25 protein-coding genes are annotated in these 25,808 nt (G+C 44.3%); 13 read left to right on the top strand and 12 right to left on the bottom strand.

Going from position 1 to position 25,808, the window contains the following annotated elements; translation table 11 throughout:
- The first annotated feature begins 38 nt into the window (after positions 1–38).
- The 12 genes from pdxA (at position 39) to ACYRYY_RS15005 (ending at position 11,437) form a co-directional block, all read left to right on the top strand.
- Positions 39–992, top strand: coding sequence for a 4-hydroxythreonine-4-phosphate dehydrogenase PdxA (pdxA, locus tag ACYRYY_RS15060; RefSeq protein ID WP_460216410.1), 954 nt, complete (start codon positions 39–41; stop codon positions 990–992).
- Entirely contained in the window at positions 976–1,779 is an 804-nt protein-coding gene (gene rsmA / locus ACYRYY_RS15055; protein WP_460216409.1) for a 16S rRNA (adenine(1518)-N(6)/adenine(1519)-N(6))-dimethyltransferase RsmA, read from the top strand. Before pdxA ends, rsmA begins: the two co-directional genes overlap by 17 nt.
- Positions 1,769–2,386, top strand: coding sequence for a 3'-5' exonuclease (locus ACYRYY_RS15050; protein ID WP_460216408.1), 618 nt, complete (start codon positions 1,769–1,771; stop codon positions 2,384–2,386). Before rsmA ends, ACYRYY_RS15050 begins: the two co-directional genes overlap by 11 nt.
- A gap of 4 nt (positions 2,387–2,390) precedes the next feature.
- Complete coding sequence (locus ACYRYY_RS15045; protein ID WP_460216407.1) at positions 2,391–3,023, top strand: YrbL family protein; 633 nt, start codon at positions 2,391–2,393, stop codon at positions 3,021–3,023.
- 103 nt (positions 3,024–3,126) lie between these two features.
- On the top strand, positions 3,127–3,975 hold the full coding sequence (gene accD / locus ACYRYY_RS15040) for an acetyl-CoA carboxylase, carboxyltransferase subunit beta (protein WP_460216406.1): 849 nt from the start codon (positions 3,127–3,129) through the stop codon (positions 3,973–3,975).
- Positions 3,956–5,107: a bifunctional folylpolyglutamate synthase/dihydrofolate synthase gene (locus ACYRYY_RS15035; RefSeq protein ID WP_460216510.1), complete on the top strand. Its 1,152-nt coding sequence runs from the start codon at positions 3,956–3,958 to the stop codon at positions 5,105–5,107. Before accD ends, ACYRYY_RS15035 begins: the two co-directional genes overlap by 20 nt.
- A 44-nt stretch (positions 5,108–5,151) precedes the next feature.
- Complete coding sequence (locus tag ACYRYY_RS15030; RefSeq protein ID WP_460216405.1) at positions 5,152–7,341, top strand: LPS-assembly protein LptD; 2,190 nt, start codon at positions 5,152–5,154, stop codon at positions 7,339–7,341.
- 12 nt (positions 7,342–7,353) lie between these two features.
- The gene (locus ACYRYY_RS15025; protein WP_460216404.1) at positions 7,354–8,412 is read left to right on the top strand and encodes a hypothetical protein; all 1,059 of its coding nucleotides are present in this window, start codon (positions 7,354–7,356) and stop codon (positions 8,410–8,412) included.
- 8 nt (positions 8,413–8,420) lie between these two features.
- Positions 8,421–9,410, top strand: coding sequence for a DHH family phosphoesterase (locus ACYRYY_RS15020; protein WP_460216403.1), 990 nt, complete (start codon positions 8,421–8,423; stop codon positions 9,408–9,410).
- A gap of 117 nt (positions 9,411–9,527) precedes the next feature.
- Positions 9,528–9,689 carry a rubredoxin gene (gene rd, locus ACYRYY_RS15015; protein ID WP_460216402.1) on the top strand — a complete coding sequence of 54 codons (162 nt, stop codon included), beginning with the start codon at positions 9,528–9,530 and terminating at the stop codon, positions 9,687–9,689.
- A gap of 132 nt (positions 9,690–9,821) precedes the next feature.
- Positions 9,822–11,030, top strand: a complete 1,209-nt coding sequence (locus ACYRYY_RS15010) for an FprA family A-type flavoprotein (RefSeq protein WP_460216401.1) — start codon at positions 9,822–9,824, stop codon at positions 11,028–11,030.
- A 71-nt stretch (positions 11,031–11,101) separates the two neighbouring features.
- Positions 11,102–11,437 carry a Rieske (2Fe-2S) protein gene (locus ACYRYY_RS15005; protein ID WP_460216400.1) on the top strand — a complete coding sequence of 112 codons (336 nt, stop codon included), beginning with the start codon at positions 11,102–11,104 and terminating at the stop codon, positions 11,435–11,437.
- Here ACYRYY_RS15005 and ACYRYY_RS15000 read toward each other — a convergent pair.
- The 12 genes from ACYRYY_RS15000 to ACYRYY_RS14945 all read right to left on the bottom strand — a co-directional run bounded on the left by ACYRYY_RS15000 (position 11,434) and on the right by ACYRYY_RS14945 (position 22,520).
- Complete coding sequence (locus ACYRYY_RS15000) at positions 11,434–11,976, bottom strand: hypothetical protein (RefSeq protein ID WP_460216399.1); 543 nt, start codon at positions 11,974–11,976, stop codon at positions 11,434–11,436. The genes ACYRYY_RS15005 and ACYRYY_RS15000 overlap by 4 nt on opposite strands.
- Positions 11,939–12,520: an HD domain-containing protein gene (locus ACYRYY_RS14995; protein ID WP_460216398.1), complete on the bottom strand. Its 582-nt coding sequence runs from the start codon at positions 12,518–12,520 to the stop codon at positions 11,939–11,941. The genes ACYRYY_RS15000 and ACYRYY_RS14995 overlap by 38 nt, the downstream gene beginning before the upstream one ends.
- Position 12,521: 1 nt before the next feature.
- The gene (locus tag ACYRYY_RS14990; RefSeq protein WP_460216397.1) at positions 12,522–13,826 is read right to left on the bottom strand and encodes a phenylacetate--CoA ligase family protein; all 1,305 of its coding nucleotides are present in this window, start codon (positions 13,824–13,826) and stop codon (positions 12,522–12,524) included.
- Position 13,827: 1 nt separating this feature from the next.
- Positions 13,828–14,553 carry an ABC transporter ATP-binding protein gene (locus ACYRYY_RS14985; RefSeq protein ID WP_460216396.1) on the bottom strand — a complete coding sequence of 242 codons (726 nt, stop codon included), beginning with the start codon at positions 14,551–14,553 and terminating at the stop codon, positions 13,828–13,830.
- The gene (locus ACYRYY_RS14980) at positions 14,546–15,298 is read right to left on the bottom strand and encodes an ABC transporter ATP-binding protein (RefSeq protein WP_460216395.1); all 753 of its coding nucleotides are present in this window, start codon (positions 15,296–15,298) and stop codon (positions 14,546–14,548) included. The genes ACYRYY_RS14985 and ACYRYY_RS14980 overlap by 8 nt, the downstream gene beginning before the upstream one ends.
- Positions 15,291–16,226, bottom strand: coding sequence for a branched-chain amino acid ABC transporter permease (locus tag ACYRYY_RS14975; protein WP_460216394.1), 936 nt, complete (start codon positions 16,224–16,226; stop codon positions 15,291–15,293). The genes ACYRYY_RS14980 and ACYRYY_RS14975 overlap by 8 nt, the downstream gene beginning before the upstream one ends.
- Positions 16,223–17,086: a branched-chain amino acid ABC transporter permease gene (locus ACYRYY_RS14970; RefSeq protein WP_460216393.1), complete on the bottom strand. Its 864-nt coding sequence runs from the start codon at positions 17,084–17,086 to the stop codon at positions 16,223–16,225. Before ACYRYY_RS14970 ends, ACYRYY_RS14975 begins: the two co-directional genes overlap by 4 nt.
- Positions 17,086–18,207: an ABC transporter substrate-binding protein gene (locus ACYRYY_RS14965; protein WP_460216392.1), complete on the bottom strand. Its 1,122-nt coding sequence runs from the start codon at positions 18,205–18,207 to the stop codon at positions 17,086–17,088. The genes ACYRYY_RS14970 and ACYRYY_RS14965 overlap by 1 nt, the downstream gene beginning before the upstream one ends.
- A gap of 88 nt (positions 18,208–18,295) precedes the next feature.
- Positions 18,296–18,727, bottom strand: coding sequence for an ACT domain-containing protein (locus ACYRYY_RS14960; RefSeq protein ID WP_460216391.1), 432 nt, complete (start codon positions 18,725–18,727; stop codon positions 18,296–18,298).
- Between the two features lie 9 nt (positions 18,728–18,736).
- Complete coding sequence (locus ACYRYY_RS14955) at positions 18,737–20,038, bottom strand: phenylacetate--CoA ligase family protein (RefSeq protein WP_460216390.1); 1,302 nt, start codon at positions 20,036–20,038, stop codon at positions 18,737–18,739.
- A gap of 246 nt (positions 20,039–20,284) precedes the next feature.
- Positions 20,285–21,883, bottom strand: a complete 1,599-nt coding sequence (locus ACYRYY_RS14950; protein WP_460216389.1) for an ArnT family glycosyltransferase — start codon at positions 21,881–21,883, stop codon at positions 20,285–20,287.
- Complete coding sequence (locus ACYRYY_RS14945; protein ID WP_460216388.1) at positions 21,876–22,520, bottom strand: lipid-A-disaccharide synthase N-terminal domain-containing protein; 645 nt, start codon at positions 22,518–22,520, stop codon at positions 21,876–21,878. The genes ACYRYY_RS14950 and ACYRYY_RS14945 overlap by 8 nt, the downstream gene beginning before the upstream one ends.
- Before the next feature lie 164 nt (positions 22,521–22,684).
- Here ACYRYY_RS14945 and ACYRYY_RS14940 point away from each other — a divergent pair, with 164 nt between their 5' ends.
- Positions 22,685–25,738, top strand: a complete 3,054-nt coding sequence (locus ACYRYY_RS14940) for a PAS domain S-box protein (RefSeq protein ID WP_460216387.1) — start codon at positions 22,685–22,687, stop codon at positions 25,736–25,738.
- Positions 25,739–25,808 lie beyond the last annotated feature (70 nt).

Here is a 25,808-nt window from a genome sequence, read left to right as displayed (position 1 = left end):
GCTTGATAAATCCTCCCCTTCGGTATTATCTTCTGCCTATGAAAAAAACAGTTATCGGAATCACAATCGGCGACCCCGCCGGAATAGGCGCTGAAATTGCCGCCAAATATGCCCTGAATCAGCCGGAAGATGTGGAAACTGTCTTCATAGGCTACCGCTTCATAATGGAAGACGCTTTCAGGAATATCCTCAAAACAGAGATGCCGGACATCAGAATCATCGAACCGGATGAAAAAATGGAATTTCCCATCGATTACGGCAAAATTAAGGGTGAATACGGTAAAGCATCCATGCTTTTTGTGGAAAAAGCAGTGAAGATGGCGCAGTCAGGCGAAATTGACGCCATTGTCACATGCCCTATAAATAAAAAATCAATCCAGCTCGGCGGATACAGCTTCCCCGGTCATACGGAATTTCTCGGATACCTAACGGATACCAAGGACTTCTCTATGCTCCTTGTGGGTGATAAGGTGCGGACTCTGCTCGCCACCACCCATGTACCCCTCTGCAATCTCACGGCAAAGCTTGATGAACATACGGTACTCACGGCAATTCGCAACGCACATAACGCAGGCAGATTCTTCTGCAAAGGTACACCCCGCATAGCTGTTCTGGGTCTTAACCCCCACGCCGGAGACAACGGAGCGCTGGGAGACGAAGAGCAGTATATCATAGCTCCCGCCATAGAACAGGCTGTGAAAGAAGGTATAAACGCCGGAGGTCCCTACCCTGCGGATTCTCTGTTTCCCAAAGTGCTTAAGGGAGAATTTGACTTTGTGGTCTGTATGTATCATGATCAGGGGATGATCCCCGTTAAGATGGAGTCCTTCGGCAATGCGGTCAACGTTACCCTGAACCTGCCGATCATACGCACATCGGTTGACCACGGAACCGCTTTTGATATAGCTGGAAAAAATACTGCCGCACCGTCATCCCTTTTCAGGGCTGTTCAGGTGGCGAAAGAAATGGTGATTAATGCTCGATCTGCTTAAACTTTTTAAAGAGGAACAAAGAAGAACAAAAAAAGCGTTCGGACAGCATTTCCTCACCAATACTCACATACTCGACCTCATTGTAAGCTCCGCTGAAATAGAAAAAGGCGACCATGTGCTTGAGATTGGTCCGGGCTGCGGAGTGCTTACTCATAAGCTCCTTGAAGCCGGCGCAAATGTCACCGCAGTGGATATTGACGGTGAACTGGTTTCGTTCCTTAACCGCTATCTCCACGTTTATAAAAACTTCCGTGTTATACATTCTGACTTCATGGAGTTTGATACATCGCTTCTGGAAACAGACAGGCTGAAAATAATCGGCAACCTGCCATATAATGTGTCTGTTGACATCACAGCGAAATGTACGGAACTTCACAGCATAACGGACAGAATGATATTCATGTACCAGAAAGAAGTTGCAGACAGAATCGCTGCCAAATCAGGTTCAAAGGCTTATTCCTCAATCTCCGTAATGACTGATTACTTCTATGACAAGAAAAAGATAAAAGACATCTCCGGCGGAAACTTTTTTCCGAACACCAAAGTTTTTTCATCCATACTGAAGTTTACTCCTCACACTAAGGAGGATGTGGGTGATGAAAAAGAATTCCTTTCTTTCCTGCGCAGATGCTTCACACAGAAACGCAAAACTCTCCGCAACAACCTGATGGGTGTGGAAAACCCAGAAAATATGATCGAAAAAGCGGAATTAAAACCGTCAATCCGTGCGGAAGAGATGAATCTTGAGGATTTTATCCGCCTCTTTAAGGTGATCAATGATAAATAAACCCATTGAAGAGCTTACTTTTACTGTATTTGACACAGAAACCACAGGCATGTCACCGGATAAGGGTTCAAGACTTGTGGAAATAGCAGCAGTCAAAATAGAGCCTAATCTTACGCTTAACCTTCAGAACAGGTTTGAAACTCTAATAGATCCATGCTGTGACATACCGTATCAGGCATACGCAGTTCACGGCATAAGCAGAGCAATGACAAAGGGCAAGCCCAAGGCCGAAGAGGTTATACCCGAATTCATCGGTTTCGTGGGCGACAGCATAGCCATAGCTCATAATGCGGGTTTTGACTGCAAATTCGTTTATCACACCTTAGATAAATGCCAGCATTCACATAGTTTTACAAAAATTATTGATACGATAGGGCTCGCAAGACTTGCGTTTCCCGGGCTGACAAGCTATAGTCTTGACAACCTGATGTCACAATTAGAACTGGACATCCCCGTTCCAGCCGCCTACAGGCACAGGGCGCTGTTTGATGCGGCCCACACTGCCCTGCTTACGGTGCGGTGCTTTGAAGCTCTCTACGCAAAAGGCGTGAGAACATTACAGGATCTTTACGGCAAACAGGGACGGCTTTTTTATAAGTGGCAATAGCGGAATGATGATAACTGTTGATAAATCCCTTTTTCTTTCCTCCGGCGGAGAGCGTGATGTGTACACACACCCGCAGGACAGCAGCAAAGTAATCAAAGTTCTCAAGAGTTCATCAAACATTCTGAAACTGCCTGAAAACAAAAGAAGACAGCTGAACGACAACCTTTTGGATGACTATTACTTCCGGCTTATAGAAGGCAGAGTGAGTAACTTCAGCCACATAACCAGATGCTATGGTCTGATTGAAACTGATCTCGGTCAGGGACTTGTGGCAGACAGGGTTGCAAATTTTGACGGCTCTGAAATAACAGATATGTACGATGCAGTAAGTGCAGGTTTACTGACAGATAGTCAGGAAGAAAAGCTAATTCATGAGCTGGCGGATTACCTGACAGACAATAGAATAATCTTTGCTGATGCTTACCTGACCAATGTTCTTCTGCAGAAAACAGGGCAGAACAGCTATAGGCTTGTGATAATAGACGGTCTTGGACTCCGCAAGCGTGATATAAAAAGCTGGCTTCACCTGCACGTCGGTATAATTAACCGAATACGTGTAAAAAGACAGGCAGAAAGAATTATCAGCCGCTATTTCATGCTTAAAGCAGAACTGGCTGACAATAAAGATAAAAAATAGTTAATGTTGCGAAACATACAAAAAAACAATAAAATTACATCCGGTGTTTGATTTTTCAAACATAAGTGCAGATTCGGATTATTAAAAACAAGGAGAGTCCCATATGGGAATAACCGACTTTTTGTTGGAGAAAATCACCAAAGTTAGCTCACAGAAAAAAGATATGAAGGAAAATATATGGAGTAAATGCTCCGGATGCGGCGAGATAAGCTACCGTCAGGAAATTGAGGACAACTACCAGTGCTGCCCCAAGTGTGATTTCCACTTTCCCGTGTCCGCAATGCAGAAAATAGACTACATCATTGATCCTCATACATTCGTTGAGTTTGATACCGGAATACGCTCCCTCGACCCTCTCAAGTTTAAAGACAGCAAAAAATACCCTGACAGGATAAAAGCAGCCGTTAAGAAAATGGACATGAACGACGCATTCGTTGGCGGCATGGCAAAAATTAACGGACGTGAAATAAATATAGGCGGCATAGAGTTCGGCTTCCTCGGCGGAAGCATGGGCAGTGTTGTCGGCGAAAAAATCACCAGACTGGTGGAAAACGCAATCAAAAACCACAGACATGTGATCACTATCTCATGCTCCGGCGGAGCAAGAATGCAGGAGAGCATACTCTCCCTCATGCAGATGGCAAAAACATCCGCAGCACTGGCGAAACTCCGCATGGAAGGTCTCGGACACATATCGCTCCTCACCGACCCCACAACAGGCGGCGTTACGGCAAGCTACGCCATGCTCGGAGATGTTATAATGGCTGAACCCAAGGCACTTATCTGCTTTGCAGGTCCCAGAGTTATAGAACAGACAATCAGACAGAAGCTCCCCGAAGGCTTCCAGCGTTCAGAATTCCTCCTCGAACACGGCATGGTTGACATAGTGTCCCACAGAAAACGCTGGAGAAAAGACATCACAAGAGTTCTCGATTTCTTCGGCTACAACTGACAAGGAAAAAGCCATTAACGCTTTTGAAAAATATTTCAGAAATACGGGTGAGTTCAAAAATCTTGAACTCACCCTTTCACGTATTGAAGGAGCATTAAAGGAAGCAGGCTTCCGTGAGGAGTCGCTCGGAGAAATCATCCATGTGGCTGGAACAAACGGCAAAGGCTCCACCTGCCGATTCACAGCGGATATGCTGAACGCCTGCGGCTATAAAACAGCTCTTTTCACATCACCTCACATACTCAAAACCAATGAACGAATAGTTTTTTGCGGTGCGGACATAAGCGATGCCGATTTCGACCGTATTTTTGAAAGCTCGATTCCGTTAATCCAAAAGTTCCGCCTTTCGTACTTTGAAGCGCTTACTTTATGTGCTTTTCTATATTTTTCAGAACTTAAGCCTGATTTTTCCGTCATAGAAACGGGAATGGGAGGAAGATTTGATTCATCAAATGTCCTGAATGTCAAACTCCCTGTAATTACCGCCATAGCAAAGGATCATGCAGCTTTTCTCGGTAACAGCATTTACCGCATTGCTGATGAAAAGCTGGCAATCATCAAAGAGAACAAAACCGTAATGCTTGGGATGAATACCCCGTCCATAACGAACTATATATTGAAGACTCTGGCGGATAAAAGTATTATCCCCACTGAAAAGGCCTATGGCGCAGTTCCTGCTCCTTTCGGGCAGAACCTTGCGCTTGCGAAAAACATTGTGGAGTATCTGCTTGGGCGTCTGCCGGAAAATTTCGTGCCGGTTCTTCCGCCTTGCAGGCAGGAGCGTATCGGCAGATTCATCCTTGACGGAGCCCACAACCCGCACGGAATGCATGAACTTGTCAAATCTATGGATTCGGAGAAAATCGGCAGTGTGCTTATCTCATCCACTGCTGACAGAGATATATCAAAACTTACAGCACTTCTCTCCGCCAAGTTCCGTAATATTGTAATAACGGAAATACCGGGCAATGAAAGAAGCCTCCGCCTGCCTCTGAATATTGAAGGAACAATACAGGAAAAAGATACGGAAAAGGCTTTAAACATAGCGGTTGAACTTGCTGGAAATGCTGATATACTTGTCAGCGGTTCGCTTTATCTGTGCGCCTGCGTAAAGAAGCTTATTTCAAACTAAAAACATACATAACTGCACACTTGTGTTGAAGAAGGGAAACTCGCGTGATCAGACTTTTAGCCATTATTCTTTTAATCTCATATATCTCCGCAAACGCCGCAGACCTTATGCTTCCGGGCGGCGGTAATACCAAAGCAGACAACATTACCCTCGAAGCGGACGAAATGTTCGCCCCTGATAATATAACATACGAAGCCACAGGGAACGTGGTTATCATGAAGGATAACGCCACCCTCACCGCAGATAAGGTCGTCTACGACAGAGCCACAGGTGTTTTCGATGCCAGCGGAAATGTACGCCTGCGTGAAGGAAACAACTTTTTTGACTGTTCCCGCCTTTTATATAATTTTGCAGAAGAGAAAGGAACATTTATAGATGTTAAAGGCTTTGTTGAGCCTTATCATTACCTCGAAGCGGAAAAGTTTGAGCGGACAGGAGAGGTAAACTTCCTCATAGAAAAAGGACGCTTCACAACCTGCCCCGGAGAAGCGCCGGACTGGTCATTTACCGCCAGCCGTGCCACAATGGACATAGGTCATTATATAAAATCCACCAACACAACGGGCTGGATAAAAAGTGTTCCCGTCCTCTACACCCCGTACCTTGTGTATCCCATCAAAAAGGACCGTGAAAGCGGATTTCTCATCCCGAAGCTCGGCTCAAACTCCACAAGAGGAAGCATGCTGGGGCTTAAATATTTCCGTGATATAAACGTTGATAAAGATGCCACAATCGGCACAAACATATACACTTCAGGTAATGTTCACTATCTGGGAGAATTCAGATACGCCAAAGGCATGAATGAAAACCTTTACATGTACGGCGAATTCATGAATGACAGCAAAAGCGAATCGGACAAGGAAACAAGGTATCTCTTCTATCAGGACTCAAACTTTAAAATAGGCGACAATACAGAAGTTTATATAGAAGCAGATTATGTATCTGACTACAGATACCTGAGAGATATTGCAGATACGGAGATGGTTGACAACTACGACAACCCTGACAATAAATTCTATGCAGATCTCAGACTTATACACAGAACAGATTATGCTGATTTCGGCATACGTTTTAAAAACGACATGCAGTTTACGGATGTTGACAACGGTTATAAAAAAACGGAAGTAAATCGTCTGCCCAATATTTTCGTAAGGAAAAACCTGCGTCAGGGATTTCTTGGATTCAACTATACAGCAGACTTTGACCATGTCCTCTACAGAGAAAAAACAGTTTACCCGGCAATTGACGGAGCAGACTCCACTGTTGAAGATGAATATGAGCGTATGCACCTGACAGGCGAGATATATACGCCCATAAACCTTCAGATAGCTACTTTCAAGCCCTATGCACAGCTTCTTGTCACACGCTGGGATAACATTGACGAAGCACCGAATGTTCACAGAAGCCACGGCAGCACCATAGCCCAGATAAACGCCGATGAAAACTCGATAGACAGACTTACTTACAAGGTCGGTTATGAAATAGCGCTGAACGAAATCTACAGAAAATACGAAAAATTCTCTCACTCCATATACAACACTTTCAGATACGAACAAATACCGGAACTTGATCATTCAGCCATACCTGAACGTATCGAAGGTGACTACATAGAAGGAACAAAAAGCTACACATACTTTCTGAAAAACTACTTTGATGCTGAAAAATGGAATCTGGATGCCTCGCTGGAGCAAACCTACGATGCAATGCTCAGTGAAAGCCGTCTACGCCCTATTATCGCAAAAATTAATTATAATTATGACCAAAAAACCGGAATGTATCTAAGGCATGACTATGACCACAGCGATGCTAATACATCGCTCCTCAACCAAAGATTTTATATTAAAAAAGGTCCTGTTACATTCAGTGAAGAGTATCTTTATGAAGATCTGGACTATACGGAAGAAACAGAAAATACCTCACTTGAGTTCAGTATTGCTCTCGAATTTAAAAAGTTTGAATTCGCATTTGAAACAAAAACATCAGGAAAAAACCAGAGCATTTCTCTGGATAATCTGCGCACAATAAGCAACTCATTCTACGGAACATACAAGTCAGGCTGCTGGCATATGGGTCTCTCATTAACTCAAAAAGAATATAATCCCATTGATGATAAAGGAGATTACTCCGGCAGAGAACAGATTATCTATTTCGTAATCGGTCTTCAGGGGCTGGGAACTTTTAAAAGTCCTTTGTCTTCAACAAGATCCTCGGATAGAGTTGACAACTTCTATTAATACAGGTTAATAATGAATCATATGAGAAAAACAATCATCTGCTTATTAATTGCCGCTGCTCTTTTTTCTTTCACAGATAAAGCCCATGCCATGTTTATCGAAGGCAGGGGAAGTTCCGTGATCCATGAAAGCAATGTTAAAGCGGCGGATATGAACGCAAAAGAAAATGCGCTGAAAAACGCCATGAGAAATTTCTTTTCATCTGCTGACAACACATCCACACCGGAAATAACCAATGAGTTTCTTAAATTCATCACCGGATACAAAATCATAAACCGCTATGTTCAGGACAATACTGTATTTTATGTTGTTTCTGCTGATATGGATGAAATAGCAATGGGCAACCTCAATTACTATATCAGAGAAGCCACAAACTCAGTTGTGTTTGAGGTCGCCGGCAACATCAAAGACGACATTAAGCCCCTGCTCCGCAAAACCGCAGCAGAAGTCTTACAGCAGCAAAGATTTACGGCGTCCAATAATCAGGATTTTCTTGCTGAAATGTCAGACAGCCCCAAGCCTGCTGATATGATGGCGGCTTTTGCGGTTACTCCGGCGCAGTATCTTTTTATCATCACTGTCAATCCGGATACACGGCAGGAAGGTGAGATTTTCAGCTGCGACACGGAAGTGTACATTAAGCCCTACTCCAGAGATAAGGAGTTCCCCGCTGTGAAAGTCACCGGAAAAGCCATTCAGGAAACTGATGACCTCTGTGTGGCGGAAGCATTCAGAAGCTCCTTGTTTACTGCGGCGGAATATATAAGAACAAACCTTATTCCTCTGCCTGAAACAGTAAATACCGTGACAAAATATACAGTAACAGCAGTAAACTTCGGCAAGTTTGCCGATGTTAAAGACTTTATGGACTTTCTGAAACGCAGAGAAATATTTAAAGATTACAGCATAAAAACTTTCTCTCTTGAGGAGGCTATATTTGAAGCTGAGACAGTTTTCAGCAGGGATTCCCTTTTAAGGAATCTTGAAGAACTTAAAGGAAGGTATGGCTACTCCGCAAGGTTCGAGGGTGATGAACTCATGCTTGATTTCTCTGCTGCTGTGGTCGAATAGAGTATTGCATGATAGAAAAAATACTGCTGGATGTTAAGCCTTTCCGCAAAGTGCTGATCCTCACTCACAACAACCCCGATCCGGATACCATTGCCGCTGCTGCGGGGATGAAAATGATTTTGAGCCATAAGCTAAAAAAACGCTGCACCATAGCCTACCACGGCATTATCGGCAGGGCGGAAAACAGAGAGCTTATCAAAACATGTAAAATTGATCTGCACCTTTCAACCAAGCTCAACTTCGCCAGATATGATTATCTCATAGTCGCTGATACACAGCCTAATGCAGGCAATGTTTTTATACCAAAGAACATAACGCCGAATGTTGTCATAGACCATCACACATTCAGGGCGCAGACAAAATCCACACAGATTTACGATGTTCGACCCGGAACCGGCAGCACGAGCACGATAATTGCCGAATACATGAAAGCACTGCATATTGAGCCTGATGTCAATGTAGCAACAGCACTTTACTACGGCATGAAGACAGACACGTTTGGCTCCGGCAGAAGCATCACCCAGCACGATATGGATATGATGGCGTACATCTTCCCCCACATATCAACCCAAAAGCTTCAGAAAATAGAAAACCCCGAACTTCCACGCTACTATTTCAAAACAATGAAAAAAGCTATTGAACAGGCAGAGATTGCAGATAACCTTGTATTCTGCGATCTCGGTGAAGTCCGTAACCCTGACCTCATTGCTGAAACTAGCGACTTTATCTTAAGAATGCGTGACATTAAGTGGTCATTTGTAATCGGGCGCATAGACAACCAGTGTTACTTCTCTTTGCGCTGTAAATCGGCAAAACAGCTTGTGGGAAGGCTTGCCACCCGCATAGTTAAAGGCATAGGTACAGGCGGCGGACACATGAAGTCCGCAGGCGGACAGATTAACCTTGATAAAATGCCTTATGAGGAAGTGGTACCTGAGCTTAAGTCCCGCCTTCTTCACAGGGTCGGCGTAACAGGCGCTGAAACCAAAAAGATCTAAAATGAAAACCTTTTTCATATATCTTTAAATCGGACTCCGAATTGTATATCGGACTTGACTTGTTCTAATTGCCTATTATAGTTTAGTTATCATTTCTAATCCACAAGGAGGACAGCTATGAAGTATGTATGTACAGTGTGCGGATGGATTTATGACCCGGAAGTCGGCGATCCCGATGGCGGAATCGAACCCGGAACAGCATTTGAAGATATCCCCGAAGACTGGGTTTGCCCCGAATGCGGAGTAGGCAAAGACAGCTTTGAGGCTTACGAAGATTAATAAACGAAAAACCAGCCGTCCGGTTTGCCCGGGCGGCTTTTTCGTTTGCACCTCCTCTCAAAACCATTGCTTTTTCCTTATCTATGAACTATTCTTTAAAAGATAAAAATTATCTCTTATCACGGAGGAACTATGAATTCATTTAAAGTAGCGGACAATGTCCACTGGGTCGGAGTGAGAGATCCGGAACTTGAAATTTTTGACGTTGTCATCCCCACTGAACACGGGACTACATACAACAGCTACCTTGTACAGGGAACAAAAAAGAAAGCTCTTATTGAAGCCAACAAGCTTCTTTTTAAAGATATATACGTTGAAACAGTTGAAGAAATCTGCCCCATTTCAGAAATCGACTACATTATATTAAACCACAACGAACCGGATCACTCCGGCTGTCTCCCCGTACTTCTGGAGAAAAATCCAAATATAGAAGTGATTTACTCTAAGACGGCTAAGACATTTGTGGATAATATAGTAAACGGAGAATATAACGGACGTGCCGTGGGTGATGATGATGTTATTGATCTTGGCGGCAAGACACTCCGCTTTTTCCATACACCGTTTCTCCACTGGCCTGACACAATGTTCACCTATCTTGTGGAGGAAAAGATCCTCTTCCCCTGCGATTTTCTCGGCGCCCACTACTGCAGCGGTGAAAAGATTTTTAATGACGAGCTGGACAACAAAGAAGAAGCGATGGAAGCTTTCCGGTTCTATTATTCCATGATTATGCGTCCCTACAAGGAGCATATACTCAAGGCTCTCCACAAAATAAAAGATATTGAAATAGACATGGTCTGCCCTTCTCACGGCCCTATCCTCCGTGAAAAACCGGAAGTATATATTGACTGGTACAAAAAACAGGCAGACAGATACTACAAAAATATACAGGACCGCAGGGTCGCAATTGTTTATGCCACAGCCTACGGTAATACAAAAATGCTTGCTGACAGCATAAAGGCAGGCGTGGAGGAAACCGGGCTTAAGGCAATACTTCTGGACGCTGCTGCGCTGCCTGTGGGCGAACTGATCGATGAAATTGAGATATCATACGGTCTGCTCATAGGTACGCCTACACTCAATGCCAAAGCTCCTAAACCCATACTCAACCTTTTTGCGTATTTTGTTGTGCTGAATATGGTTAACAGACTCGCCGGAGCTTTCGGCTCTTTCGGGTGGAGCGGAGAAGGCGTAAAGGTCAGTGAAGACATCATGAAAAGCATGCGTATGAAGCTCCCGCAGGAATCCTTTAAAGTAAAAATGACTCCCTCGAAGGATGATCTTGAAAAAGCTTACTCATGGGGACGTGATTTCGGAATGGCTGTTCTTGAGGCAAATTAACATATTAATATAACAGGTGCAGCTTATGTTAATGGGCTGCGCCGACTTAAATACAGATTCAGGGTTTCCCTATGGATTTTATTAAAGCTGCAAAAACAGAAGACTTTGAAAGCATAAACTGGAAAACAGTCAAAATTCTTGCCAAAAACATAGGCATTTTCAAAAGGGATGACGGTTCATTCTACGCAATGGAGATAAGCTGCAAGCATCAGCAGGCAAATCTTCTGGCGAATGGTCTGCCCAAGAGCGGCAGCCTGATAAAGTGCCATCGCCACGGGTGGGAGTATGATCTATCCACTGGCAAGTGTCTCACTCATCCTGACGGATACTCTGACCTGCGTTTTTATGATTTAAAAGTGGAAAACGGAGTCATTTTTATCTCCGCTTCGCCTCTGCCCAAAGATTAGACAAAAAAAGCAGGCACAAGCTGTGTGAGAAAAAAAGCCGTCAGAACTGCAAGACCTGCACGATAATAGTTTACATTGTTAAGATGGCTGAACGCAAACACACCCACACTGAGATACCACGCCACATACAGACCCATGAAAACCTTGAGGGCAACTCCGGAAAGCAGAAAACTAACCGGACTGATAACTGCTGTAAGCTCCATTGCAAGCACAATGCGCACCAAAGGAAGAAACGATTCCGCCTTGCGCCTGCAAAGCATAAACATAAACAGCATAAAGAAACCCGCCATGAGGATTCCTTCTATCATATTGCCGAAGTTAAAATACTCCACCTGTCCGCTGAAAGGGGATTTATAAGGGATGAGATAAGCTATCAGCATAATTGTGATCAGATTAAATATATGCAGCTTGTTGAGAATGAGATTATACAGGGCACGTCTGTTGAAAAGCACAACGCCGGCAGATACATAAAGAGTGTCTAAAATGGATGGATATTCAACATTACCAGTTTTTTGATCCGTTTTCCCATCCGTTCCCATCACCGTACCACCATTCATAATATCTTGTTTCAAGAATACTTTCCGCAAGCTGAACACCTTTTTCGGTTTTCAGACGCTTCACTGCGGATTTCAGCCAGTTACCCGCCTGTTCGTTGCCTTTATCAAGCTGTTCCTTGAGAAACATAATAAGCTCAAGTACATCCGCATCTTTTGCGATCTTCGCTTCCAGAGTTTTCTGTTCTGCGTATTCCTCTATCAGTTCCGATACCTCGCCTTCGATGGGAAGGTCTTTCAATGCGTGGCGCAGGGCTTTTTCATCATCAGAGTCCACATACTTCTGCTGGAGATAGTTAAGATCCCCTGTCCGTGCCTCTTCAAGATCGTGAAACAGGCACATTTTAAGCACCTTATTCACATCCGCACCAAGTATAAACGCCATGGTGTAGCCTATAACTGTAACCCTGTAGCTGTGTTCGGCAACGCTCTGCTTTCCGGAACCGAGGTATGGTATTCCTGTTCGCTGAAGGTTTTGAAGAAAACCCGCCTCAAAAAAGAAATTGATTATCCGCTGATCGTCCTTCATGTTATTCCGGCTTGCGGTTATCTATAACTCTTTTTGCTTTACCTTCAAAGCGTTCCAGAGTCTTCGGCATAACAAGCTTAACCTTGGGTTTTATGAGTATCGCCTGCTGGAAGACCCTCACAAGCTCTTCCATGAGTGATTTTTGTTTCTTCATTTCATCAAAGAACAGAGCTTCGCTGACTTCAATCTGTATTTCAAGTTCATCGAGAACGCCTTTTTTACTCACTATCATCATAAAATGCGGTGATGCCCCGCTTACAGTTTCCAGAGCTTCTGCAACCTGCGAAGGATAAATATTTACACCATTAATAATTATCATATCATCCGTTCTGCCTCTGGGTTTTTCCATCTTGATCAGTGTTCTTCCACAGCCGCATTTCTCTCTGTAAAGCCTTGTAACATCCCTTGTTCTGTAACGGATGAGGGGCATAGCCTCACGCTTAAGGGTGGTTATGACAAGCTCGCCTTTCTCGCCAAGGGGAAGAGGTTTGAGGGTTTCAGGGTCAATTATTTCAACATAAAAATGATCCTCATTCACATGAAGACCGCTCTTTTCCAGACACTCTCCGGCGATCCCCGGTCCCATAAGCTCCGATAAACCGTAATTATCCACAGCGTCTACACCGAGTTTTTCCTCTATTTCCTGCCTTATCTTTTCTCCCCACGGTTCACTGCCGAAGAGACCTGTTTTCAGGTGGAGGTCATTCTTTGTTAAGCCCATTTTTGAAAGGCTTTCCGCTATGTGCAGAGCGTAGGAAGGAGTGCTGACAAGAACTGTACTTCTGTAGTCCTGCATGATGTTTATCTGGCGTGCCGTGTTTCCGCTGGAAACAGGGATAACCGATGCGCCAAGATGCTCTGCGCCGTAGTGCAGTCCGAATCCGCCTGTGAAGAGTCCGTAAGTGAATGCTACATGAACAATATCCTGTTCATCCGCTCCGCCCGCCATAATTATGCGTGCAACAAGATCCTTCCAGTTTTCAAGATCTGCTCTTGTGTAGCCCACTACAGTGGGTTTACCTGTTGTCCCGCTGGAGGAGTGAATGCGGACTATATCACGCAGGGGCACAGCAAACATACCGTAGGGATAGTTATCTCTTAAGTCCTGTTTAGTGGTGAAAGGGAGATTCGCTATGTCTGCAAGCTCTTTGACTGATTCAGGCTTAATACCCGTCTCGTCAAACTTTTTCTTATAGAAATCCACATTTTTATAGGCACGGTTAAGGGTGGACTGAAGACGCTCAAGCTGAAACGCTTCCCTATCCTCAACGTTCATTGTCTCTTCACGTTCCTGCCAGTATTTCATTCTATCTCTCCCATTTCTCCTTGTATTCTTTGCCGAGGTAAGCTCTCTTGACCTCGTTATCGCCGAGGAGCTCCTTTGCGCTGCCCTGAAGGACAATGCGCCCGTTTTCAAGCACATAGCCTCTGTCGGCGTATTTCAGCGCCATAGCGGCATTCTGTTCCACAAGGAGTATCGTAAGCCCCGTTTTGGAAAGGGCAGCAAGCTTCTCATATACATCTTTTATTACAAGGGGCGCAAGCCCCATGGATGGTTCATCCATTAAAAGCAGCCTGGGGCTGCACATAAGCGCTCTGCCTATGGCAAGCATCTGCTGTTCGCCTCCGGAAAGCATTCCTGCAAGCTGATTTTTTCGTTCCTTAAGCACCGAAAACATGGAATATATCTCCTCAAGCTTCTCGGAGTTTTCTTTCGAGCTTTTGGAAAAACCGCCCATAAGCACATTTTCAAGCACGGTCATATTTGAAAAAACTCTGCGTCCCTCAGGTACGAGAGCAATCCCTTTTGCAGCAGCCTGATGAACCTTCATGGACGAAATACTCTTGTCCATAAATATGGCTTCACCCTGCGCAGCGGGAACTATGCCCATTATGGAATTAAGCAGAGTGGTTTTGCCGGCTCCGTTGCTGCCGATGAGCGAAACAAACTCACCCTCGCTCACATGCACGGAAACATTTGTCAGGGCCTCCACGGCTCCGTATGAAACACAGAGGGATTTTATTTTAAGCATCCTCATCCCCCAGATAAGCCTTGAGGACGGCGTCGTTATTCCTTATTTCATCGTAAGTTCCGCAGGCTATCTTTTCGCCGAAATTAAGGCAGACGACATATTGCGCAAGGCTTGAGATAAACTGCATGTCATGCTCAACCATCAGGATGGTGATTCCGTCCGCAGACACCTTGCGCACTATGCCCGCCAGACGTTCCTTCTCCGCCATGTTCAGCCCCGCCGCAGGTTCATCCAGAAGCAGGAGCTTCGGCTTTGAAACCACAGCACGAGCCATTTCAAAGTTTTTCAGAACACCGTAAGGCACTGAAGACGGTCTGTGGTGCTGAAAGTCCTGCACCCCTGCAAACTCAAGGAAAGTATCTATCTCTTCCGATATATTTTTCCAGTAATGTTTATTCAGCCGGAAAGCGCTTTTAATAACGGATGGCTTATCTCTGCCGATTATCCCCAGATACATATTCTCACGGAGAGAAAGTTCGGGGATGATATTAAGGTTCTGAAAGGTGCGGGATATGCCTGAATTAAAAACCCTGTGCGGCTTCGCCTTTGTGATGTCTTTATCCATAAACTTAACACTGCCAGCAACAGGCGCAACAAAACCTGTGACCACGTTAAACATAGTGGTTTTACCCGCCCCGTTAGGACCGATAAGAGCTGAAACGCTCCCGTTTTTTACTGTAAAGCTAACATCAGTAAGAGCCTTTACTCCGCCGAAACGGACAGATATATCTTTTACTTCAAGCATCTTTCTTCCTCAGTCTGGAGAGTGTTCCGGCTATTCCGCCGGGAACAAACATTACACAAACGGCAAGAAGACCGCCGTATATAAGCATTTCATAGTCCTCCGCAGAGGCAAAAAGCTCAGGCACAAGCCCGAGAATCACTGCGCCTATAACACCGCCTGTGATGTAGCCCAGCCCGCCCACAGTAGCCATAGCCACAAGCTCTATGGAGTACTTGAGGCTGAACGAAACAGGGCTTATGAAATGAACAAAAAATGCATAGAGAGAACCGTTAACCGCTGTAAAACCCGCAACGAAAGCGAACACCAGAAGCTTTGTCTGCACTGTATCAAGTCCGTAGCTGTTTGAAGCGGATTCGGATGATTTGATAAATTTCAGTTTATAATGCAGGAACGATTTATCAAACAGTTCCAGCATGAACAAAACAAACACGAAATAGACAGACATCAGCACGAAATACGCTTGATCCAGCCCGAAATAGAGTCCGAAAAACTCAATATCCCCTATTCCCATCAGACCGGACGGACCACCTGTTATGAAATCCATCTCATTCATAAGTATGTAGATTATCATACCGAAGCCGAGTGTCGCCATGGCCAGATAATGACCATGCAGACGCAGAACAGGCCAGCCGATGATGTATGCGATGATAAATGCACCCATAAATGCCACAGGAAAAGTCAGAAGAGGATTCCATCCGTATGTTGCGGATAAAACTCCTGATATATATGCGCCTATGCCAAAGAAAGCCGCCTGACCTATGGAAATTATCCCTGTATAACCGAGAAGTATATTAAGTCCTGTGGCGTTGAGAGCATGGATCATTATGATCACAGCAACGCCGAGGTAGTATTCATTTTCAACCGTAAGACCAACTGTGGCGAGGATAAATGCCGCAATGAGAGCGGGAAAAGGATTGATCTTTCTCATACTCTTTTCGCCATCCTTTTACCGAACAGACCCGCAGGCTTCACAAACAGAATCAGCAGTATTACAACAAATGCGATGGCATCTTTGTAGCCGGAGGGCATTATAGTCGCTGCGAAGCTTTCCAGCAGTCCGAGAAGAATTCCCCCTGCCACTGCGCCCCAGAAGCTCCCAAGTCCGCCCAGAATAGCGGCGGCAAAGCCTTTAAGCCCAATCATCAAACCATCGTCATATGTCACGAATGTTATGGGAGAGATAAGAACGCCCGCAGCGGCTCCAACAGCGGCCGCCACACCAAAGCTCATTACACGCACCATCACAGCGTTTATGCCGCAGATTCCGGCGGCGGTCATATCATCGAAACAGGCACGCATGGCACGCCCGTATTTGCTCCTTTTCAGGAAAAGATGCAGAATAAAAGCTATACACGCCCCCACAGCAATAACCATAATGCTCTGGTTTGAGATAACCCCTCCGGGGAGTTCGATGCTTTTCACAGGCATAAACTCGCCAACCGTAACCGTATCCCTGCCCCATATGTGCATGGCAAAATCCCTAAGCAGTATGGAAGCGGCAATTGTTACGGTAATCAGGTTAATATCGCTTTTCACTCTTACAAGATTGATAAACACCCTTTCAAACAGCAGACCCACAATAAGAGCGGTGACCACCGCCAGAGGGAAGGCAACTATAAAAGGCAATCCAAGCACTGCAAAAAGCGTATAGATCAGCATTCCGCCCAGCATGACAAATTCACCCTGAGCAAAATTGATAAGTCCGGTTGTATTGTAGATAATATTGTAGCCTAGGGCTACCAGCGCATAGATACTGCCGCCGGTGAGCCCCGAATATAAGAACTGCATTACTGTGCTATCTCAAATTTTCCGTCTCTGATTTCGACCATAATAAACGCATCGGACGTAAGACCGTTGTGATCCTTTTCCGTCATATTAAACTCTCCGGCTGTTCCTTTAAAGTTTTTTATTCCGGCAAGAGCAGCAAGAAATTTCCCTTTGTCTGCGCCGGATTTTTCATAAGCAAGCTTAAACAGATAAAAAGCATCGTATGCGTGTCCGCCGAAAGCGGAAACAGGCATATTAAACTTTCCCTCGTAATCCTTTTTATATTTCATAAGCACAGGTTTAAACGGGTCACTATCCGCAAGTCTGTCCGCCACGATAAGCCTTCCCGCAGGGAGCTTGAGCCCGTCTGCGGCTGTTCCGGCAAGTTCAACAAACTTCATGGAAGCAACACCATGGCTCATGAAAATGTTTTCTATACCTAAATCCTTGGCATTTTTTGCAACTATAGCCGGAGCAGGACCAACACCCCAGCATATAACTGCATCAGGTGAAGCGGATTTGATTTTACTGAGCTGGCTTGTCATGTCCTTGTCTTTGTCGCCGAATTTTTCATCGGAAACAATCTCTATTCCCTGAACCTTTGCACCTTCTATGAGAGCATCCCTTCCGGTGACTCCGAAGCCGTTCTGAGCAGTGATTATCGCCGCTTTTTTCATGCCTTTGGATTTCATGTATTTAAATATCGTCTCAGCAGCGTGAATATCGCTCTGAGGAGTTTTGAAAACATATTTATTAACGGGTGTGACAATTGCGGCACTGGCTGCACAGCTTATGAGAGGAGTATTAAACTTTTCCGCAAGGTCTTTCACAGCAAGGCTTGAGCCTGTGGTTGTGGGTCCGATTACGGCAAAAACTTTGTCTTTTGTCGCCAGCCTTTTGAAATAGTTGATTGTTCTCTGCTCATCCCCTTGTGTGTCATATGAAACAAGGACAACCTTGTCCCCGTTGATTCCGCCTGCGGCATTAATCTCCGCCACAAGCATTTCAGCAGTAAGCTTTTCAGGATGTCCGAGATAAGACGCCGGACCTGTTTCAGCAAATAAAGCTCCGAGCTTCACTTCTCCGGCAAATGCCGTCAGACATGAAAGGATAATTGCCATAACCGCAAGAATACGCACCATTTCCGCCCCCGTTTTTTATAATAGCCGCAATCATAACGGCAACCATTACACGCCCCTTAAAGGTGGGCGCAAGAACACATGATAAATATTATATCTCGTAGATCTGTTCGCCTTTTTTAAGCTTGTAACCGCTTGCGGTGAGAACATCCACAGCCCTGGACGTATCATCGAAACGGAAAATCATCACAGCGCAGTCAGTGCTTCTCTCCACAAGTGCATACATATATTCCACATTGATGGATGACTTGCTCAGAGTGCCGAGAACGCCTGCAAGCCCGCCGGGATTGTCCGGCACCTCAACTGCGAGGACCTCTGTTCTGCCCACTGTAAACTCATTTTCACGGAGAAGCCGGTAAGCTTTGTCAGGCTCGTTTACAATAAGCCTGAGTATTCCGAAATCAGAAGTATCCGCAAGGGACAGTGCCCTGATGTTTATGTTGTTATCCCCAAGAAGCCCTGTTACTTCGTGAAGCCTGCCTGATTCATTTTCGATAAATACTGAAATCTGGGTGATTTTCATTTCTGCACCTCATAGTTTCCTTTTATCGATAACACGCTGGGCTTTGCCCTCACTTCTGGCTATCGATTTGGGTTCAACAAGACGCACCTTGCAGGTGACGCCGATCATGTCTTTTATATCTTTCTCTATTTCTCTGGTGAGTCTCTGAAGTTCTTTGATTTCATCACTGAAGAAAGAACCTTCAACCTCAACTTTAACTTCAAGGGTATCAAGATTCTCCACCCTGTCAACCTCAAGAAGATAATGAGGAAGAACTCCTTTTTTATCAACAAGAACAGCCTCAATCTGCGATGGGAAAACATTTACGCCGCGGATTATCAGCATGTCATCGCTTCTGCCCATGACTTTGCTCATGCGGACAAATGTACGCCCGCATTTACAGGGCTGGCGGTTTATCACAGCTATATCTCTTGTTCTGTAGCGGATGAGAGGAATAGCCTCTTTGGTTATGGTGGTAAAAACAAGTTCGCCCGGTTCACCGAAGGGCAGAACCTCTCCTGTATCCGGGTCTATTGTTTCTACTATGAAATGGTCTTCGCTGACGTGCATTCCGTTTTTTGCTTCCACACACTCAAAGCCGACCCCTGGTCCGATAATTTCACTCAGACCGTAAATATCCACAGCGTCAATGCCCCATTTGGCTTCAATTTCGTTCCTCATTTCGTTTGTCCAGGGTTCAGCACCGAAAACACCCACTTTGATAGGCATACTCTTTATGTCGTACCCTTCCTCTTCAGCCACTTCAAAAAGGCTTAAGGCATAGCTTGGAGTACAAGAGATAGCAGTTGTTCCGAAATCCTTCATAAGCATGAGCTGCCGTTTGGAATTGCCTCCGGAGATAGGAATAACAGAGGCGCCTATTTTTTCAGCACCGTAATGAGCGCCGAGACCGCCGGTAAAAAGCCCGTAGCCGTATGCATTTTGAAGGATATCCCCCTTGCCTATGCCTGCTGCGCTCAGTGTTCTTGCCATCAGTTCGGACCATGTGTCAATATCTCGCCTGGTATATCCCACAACAGTGGGTTTGCCTGTGGTTCCGCTGGAAGCGTGAATCCTCACCACCTGTTCCTGCGGTACGGCAAACATTCCAAACGGGTAGTTGTCACGCAGATCCTGTTTATATGTAAAAGGAAATTTGTTCAAATCACTGAGGGTTTTAAGATCTTCAGGCCTGATGCCGCATTCGTCAAACTTAGCTTTATAAAAAGGCACTCTCGCATAAACAGTTTCCAGCAGTGACTTCAGCCTGCGGAACTGTAATGCTTCCAATGCCTCTCTGGGCAGGGTTTCAAACTCTTCATTCCAGATCATCAGCTTAACTCCGGTTAATAATGAAAACAAAATTATGTGTCTGTTTTTTATCAGGTTTACATGGTTTAGTCAAACCAAATTTAACAAAGTTTAGCCTTTCGTAACAGGGAGAAACGCCGTCTTAACATGCGAAAAATGATTAAATAAACAGACTTATAAGATTTTGTATCAGAGCAGAGAAACGAACAGGCAGAATCTTTCACAGGGTTCTGCCTATCAGAAGACATTTACTGATAATGAACATAATCAGCGGGCACAGAGATACAGATTAACCTTCGTTGTTTCATATTCAAGAGAACAGGAATAACCGTAGCCTGTCTCGACTTCGCCTATGCTATGTTCGGAAGTAATAACAAAAACTTCCGGTCTTTCAGCAAAAAAGTTCACCGCATCCTTTTGGTCTTCAATATAGTATTTTTTGTATTCCTCATCCTTTTCAAACTGGATCTCACGCTTGCGTGAAAGAACCATCGGCACAATCTCCTGACGGTAAAAACTGATAGAGGGCAGGAATGCTTTGTAGCAGACAGCCTCAAGTTTTTTACCGTATTTTTCTGTCATGGATGCGGCAGAAAGCAGTCTGAATCCTTTAACATTTTCTTCAACCATAGGAATAATCACATAAAGAGGGATGCTGACAACGAGAATTGTCCATGCGGAAGCTATCACAAAACCTCTGCCGAATCTGTACCCGCCAAGAATCGTAATATAAACAGCAGCAGCAATGAGAGTGGTCATCATCAGAACCATTCTGTAAGGCATCAGGAAATCAAGAGCATAAGCTGCGACTGCCGGAAATATTATAAAAACAGACATGTACAAATGCCCAAAAAATAAAGGCATATGGGAACGGAAACGCATCACTGCCGACACGGCAAGTATCCCTAAAAGAGGACTGAAAGGCACAAGATACGAAGCCAGTTTACTTGAGGAAACCTGAAAGACTGCAAACGGCAGCATAAAAAACAGCCAGAGTGAGTAGCGCCCGGCAAACCTTTCACTTATCATGCCGTAGAGGGAATAAACAAACATAGGAAACAGACCGAACAGCACAGCGGGATAAAAATACCACGGCTCCGCACGGTTAAAAACTTCGGTAGTCATCCTGTCAACAAGCTGATATCCAATGAAATAAGAGACTATTCCGTCATAATTAAAGACAAGATAAATATACCATGGCAAACCTACCAGAAGGAATACTGCCAGTGAGGAAAAGAAAAATACCGGATTAAAAAGATTGCGGTAGTTTTTGTTGTAAACCGCAGCAGCGGAAGCCGGCAAAACTGTGAACAGAATAACAATCGGTCCCTTGAGCATGAACCCAACACCGAGGAGCAAACCGAACAGCACACCCTCAAGAATGCCGTTTTCTCCTCCTGCCGCAGAAAACAAAACATAAAGAGCAATAATAATCACGGCAGTTATATAAATATCAATTGCAACCACTCTTGAAACAGAAAGGAATAACAGGCTTGAACCGGTGGCAAGGACTGCGCAGTCGGCTGTGTTATCGTCACGGGTGAGGAGGTAGGCAGTTTTTCTCGTGAATATAAGAGCCACAGCCGCAGCAATTATGCCGAAAAATCTTGCACCCAGACCGTTTATACCAAAAAGCTTCATACCTGCGGCTATCAGCCAATACACAACAGGAGGCTTGTGGAAATGAGTTATTCCGTTGAATTCAGGGATCATAAAATTCCCGTTCACCAGCATTTCACGGGCAATTTCAGCGTAACGCCCTTCTGTGGATTCAAACAGAGCCATGTGATAAGACGATATAAGTGCGAGAATTACATAAACTGCAATATAAAATAAATATCTGCGTTCCTTACGTTCACTAAGCAATGGAATCTGACCTCTCTTTACGGATAAAGTACATATTTCTCAAATAAATAAGTATGCTTATAGTCTGACCGGCTGTAAAAACAACATCATGAACCAGAACAGAGTACATAAGCAGAAGAATGCTTCCTGCCAGACTGAAATACCAGAATGCATCGGGAATAACGCTTCTGCGAAGTTTTTCAGTGTAAAGCCACTGAACAAAAAACCTTAAAAAGAAAAAACACTGACCGCTCATGCCTAATATATACAGCATCAGCAGATGGCTTGTTTCACGTTCGTGCCTGAAAGACGGGGCAAACCATGCCAAAGTACATGAAACACCTGTGTATATTATAACAAAAACTGCAGCAGAAAGGGTAAAAACAGACTTTTTTACCCCCTTTTCCAAAGCTATAAAGTAAAGATTTCTCAGATAAATTATAAAACCGGCAGACTGCCCGGCTATGAACACAGGATCTTTTACAATAACTGCGTAGGCAAGGAGTATGAAGCTCCCCGCCAGACTGAGATACCAGAAAGAAACAGGCATCACGCTTTTCTTCTCTTTTTCGGAAGAAAGCCACTGCACTATGAATCTTGAAAAGAATACGGCCTGACCGATTAATCCGGCAAAAATAACGGCATTTTCAAAGCTCATAGATGCAAGTACCGTTTTATTGAAATCATCATGAGACTCCTAACATAAATGTACAGATCATTCAATATTTTCTTAATTTATTTAAAAGGCTTTACAAATATATCTGCAATTATGCATACTTAACATGAAGATTTTATGAACAGGCACTAAATTCAGGGTACGCCATGCTTAACTTAAAGAAAAATATTTTTGCCAACATACTGCTTTCTGCTTCGGTTCCGGCTCTTATATTTATTGCCCTGGCCTTCGGAGAAAGCATAAGAGCAAAGGAAAAACTCGCTTTAAACGAATATTCAGGTGCCCTGAAAATTTCTGCCGTTTATTTTGAAAACTATCTCAAAGAACGTACCAACGATATAACCCTTCTCAGTGAAACTCCTGTAATCAAAAGCATGGACTGGAAAAAGATCAGCCCTTTTCTTCAGAATGAGCTTGGACGGCGCATAGGCAGGTACGATAATTTTATACTCGCCGGCGGTGAAACCAGCGGAGGAATATTCTATTCAACCGGACACGGCAACCCCCATAAAAAGGGACTTGTGAGTATTGATGATAAATCCCCGTACTCCGAACTGCTAACCCTTAAAGACAAGCAGTTCTGGCAAAGCACCGTAGTTGAAAATTCTGATCACAAAAGTGTCTACATATCTGTTCCCGAACAATTTTATTTTTCTGATACGCAGTATTTCGTAGCCGCCTCAACCATTATAGGCAATGGCGGCGGAACAGCAGGAATGTTCGGCGGAATAATAAGTATGGCGTCTTTCCGTAAAGAGATGGCAGAGGATATTCTTCTTCCGTTGCTTAAGAAAAGTTCCGCAAATATATTAATAACCGACTCTGCCGGAAAAACAATATACGACAGCAGGGACGGACAGAACATTGATGTACAGAATGGAATTAAGAAGACAAGTCCTGATATACTCCCTGTTATCGGCAGAATGCTTAAGGAAAAATCAGGTATTTTAACTTCGGATTATAACGGAACAGAATACCTTCTGTTTTTTGAGCGTATAGAAAACACAGGGTTTATAATGACAGTTTCTGTTCCATCAGCATCGGTCTTTTCTGCCGGAAAAGTGATACTCACAGAGGTAATTCCATCTGCTGCCGTTATTTTACTGAGCAGTTTCTTTATTTCGTTCCTGCTTTACAGAAGGCTTGAAAGAAAACTGGCTGATCTCGCAGAGGCAATAAGTCCTGAATCACTCAATCTTGCAGATAAATTCTCAGAAATGGAAAAAGAACCGGAGCTGGCGGGTCTTGCCCGTACAATAAGACAACTGACTGAAAAAAGCAAAGAGTCGCTGTACTCTGCCGAGGTCATATCCGGCGGAGTAAACGGAATGGAATACTGGATAGGCGCCGAAGGTGACCTCAGGTTCATATCGTCTGGATGCAAAAACCTTACAGGTTATACAGAAGAGGAACTAAACAAAACCCCTGCTGTTCTGGACAGAATAATCTACGACACAGACACTGAAAAGTGGTTTACCCATAAATACGGCGCAGAAGCAGATAACCAACCCGTACGTTTGAGAATCAGAAAGAAAAACGGTAAAGTTATATGGGTGGAAAGCACTGTAAAACAAGTCAAAAACAAACAAGGACAGTCTGATGGCATAAGAGGCTCAATGGTAAACATAGACCGTTTTGTTACAGCGGAGAATATGTTTAATGAAAATGAACAGCTTTTCAGAAAAGTGTTCATAAAAAACACCGCTGTGATGATGCTGATTGATCCCGTCAGCGGGATAATACACGATATAAATAACGCCGCTGAAAAGTTCTACCAAACGGACAAAGACAAGCTTATAAACAAAAATATAATGGACTTTATCCATGGAAAAGATAAAGGATTTTCCTTCTCACTTGAGCGATTTATCCATCAGGGAACTGTAACTCAGGAACTGCCCGACGGCAGCGTGAGAGAAACTGAAATACACTCCACACTGCTTAAATTCAAAGAACATGTGCAACTATTCCTTATTATTTATGACATAACAAACAGAGTGGAACTCCAGAAGAAAATATCTGAAAGTGAACAGCTTTTCCGTGCGCTTTCGGAAAAAGTTCCTGTCGGCATAATTGTTTTCAGCGATAAAATACACTACGCTAACCCGATGGCATGTGAGATCTCCGGATTTTCTTTAAGGGAGCTGGAATCTGTGAGCTTGTGGGAGCTTGTTTCTGCGGAACAGCAGAGTATTGTCAAGAATTCCTGTTTCAGTGTAACAGGTTCAAAAGGATCCACAAAAAAGCTTCAGGATATACGCCTGAACCGCAGAGATGGTGTGCAGAAAAGCATCTTCATGACCCTGAGCGGCATAAACTACGAAGGCAGACAGGCTGCGCTTGCCACCTTTACAGACATTTCAGAGATAAAAGAGGTTCAGTACCAGCTTGAGCGCAAGATAGCTGCGGAAGTGGAGAAACACCGCCAGCAGGAGATAATGTTTATGTCGCAGTCCAGATTGGCCGCCATGGGCGAGATGCTCGGTTCAATCGCACACCAGTGGAGACAGCCGCTAAACACCATCGGGCTCTATGTTCAGGATCTGGAAGACGCATTTGAGCATAAGGAAATTAGCCCTGAATATGTCAGAGAAACAGTTCAGAAAACCATGCTCCAGATAAGCATGCTGTCTAAAACCATAGATGACTTCAGCGGATTTTACAAACCGATGGACGGCAGAACAATATTCAGCGCTGTTACCGTCGCAACAGACGCCGCAAGGCTGATATCCGGCAGGATAATGAGTGACGGAATCTCCTTAAGCCTTGTAACATCAGGCACTGACAGTAAAGTTTATACAGATATTCTCTCCGGTGTCCTCATTGAGGACAGCTCGTTCCTTGTGCAGGGTTATCTTTCCGACTTTAAACAGGTAATACTCACTGCCCTGAAAAATTCAGCAGATTCAATAAACGAGCGCAGAAGCTCCGAAGCTCTGTTTGAACCTTCCATCACTATTGAAGCAGATAAAAATGACGCAGAAATAATCATACGTATAATAGACAATGGAACCGGGGTAGCCCCCGAAAACTCCGCCAAAGTTTTTGACCCTTATTTCACAACGAAGGAACAGGGCAAAGGAACAGGACTCGGACTGTATATGTCCAAAACTGTCATAGAAAATAACATGAGCGGTCACATAACCTTGGAAAACACCTCTCAGGGTGCTGTTCTGACAATTATTCTCCCTTCCGCCACATAAACGGCCGATAGATGTACGTTCTTTTTTTAAGCATAACTGCTGAAATTTTAACCACCTGATATCTCTGAAA

The sequence above is a fragment of the Geovibrio sp. ADMFC3 genome (assembly GCF_054687035.1).
This window is presented reverse-complemented; position numbering and strand designations above follow the sequence as displayed.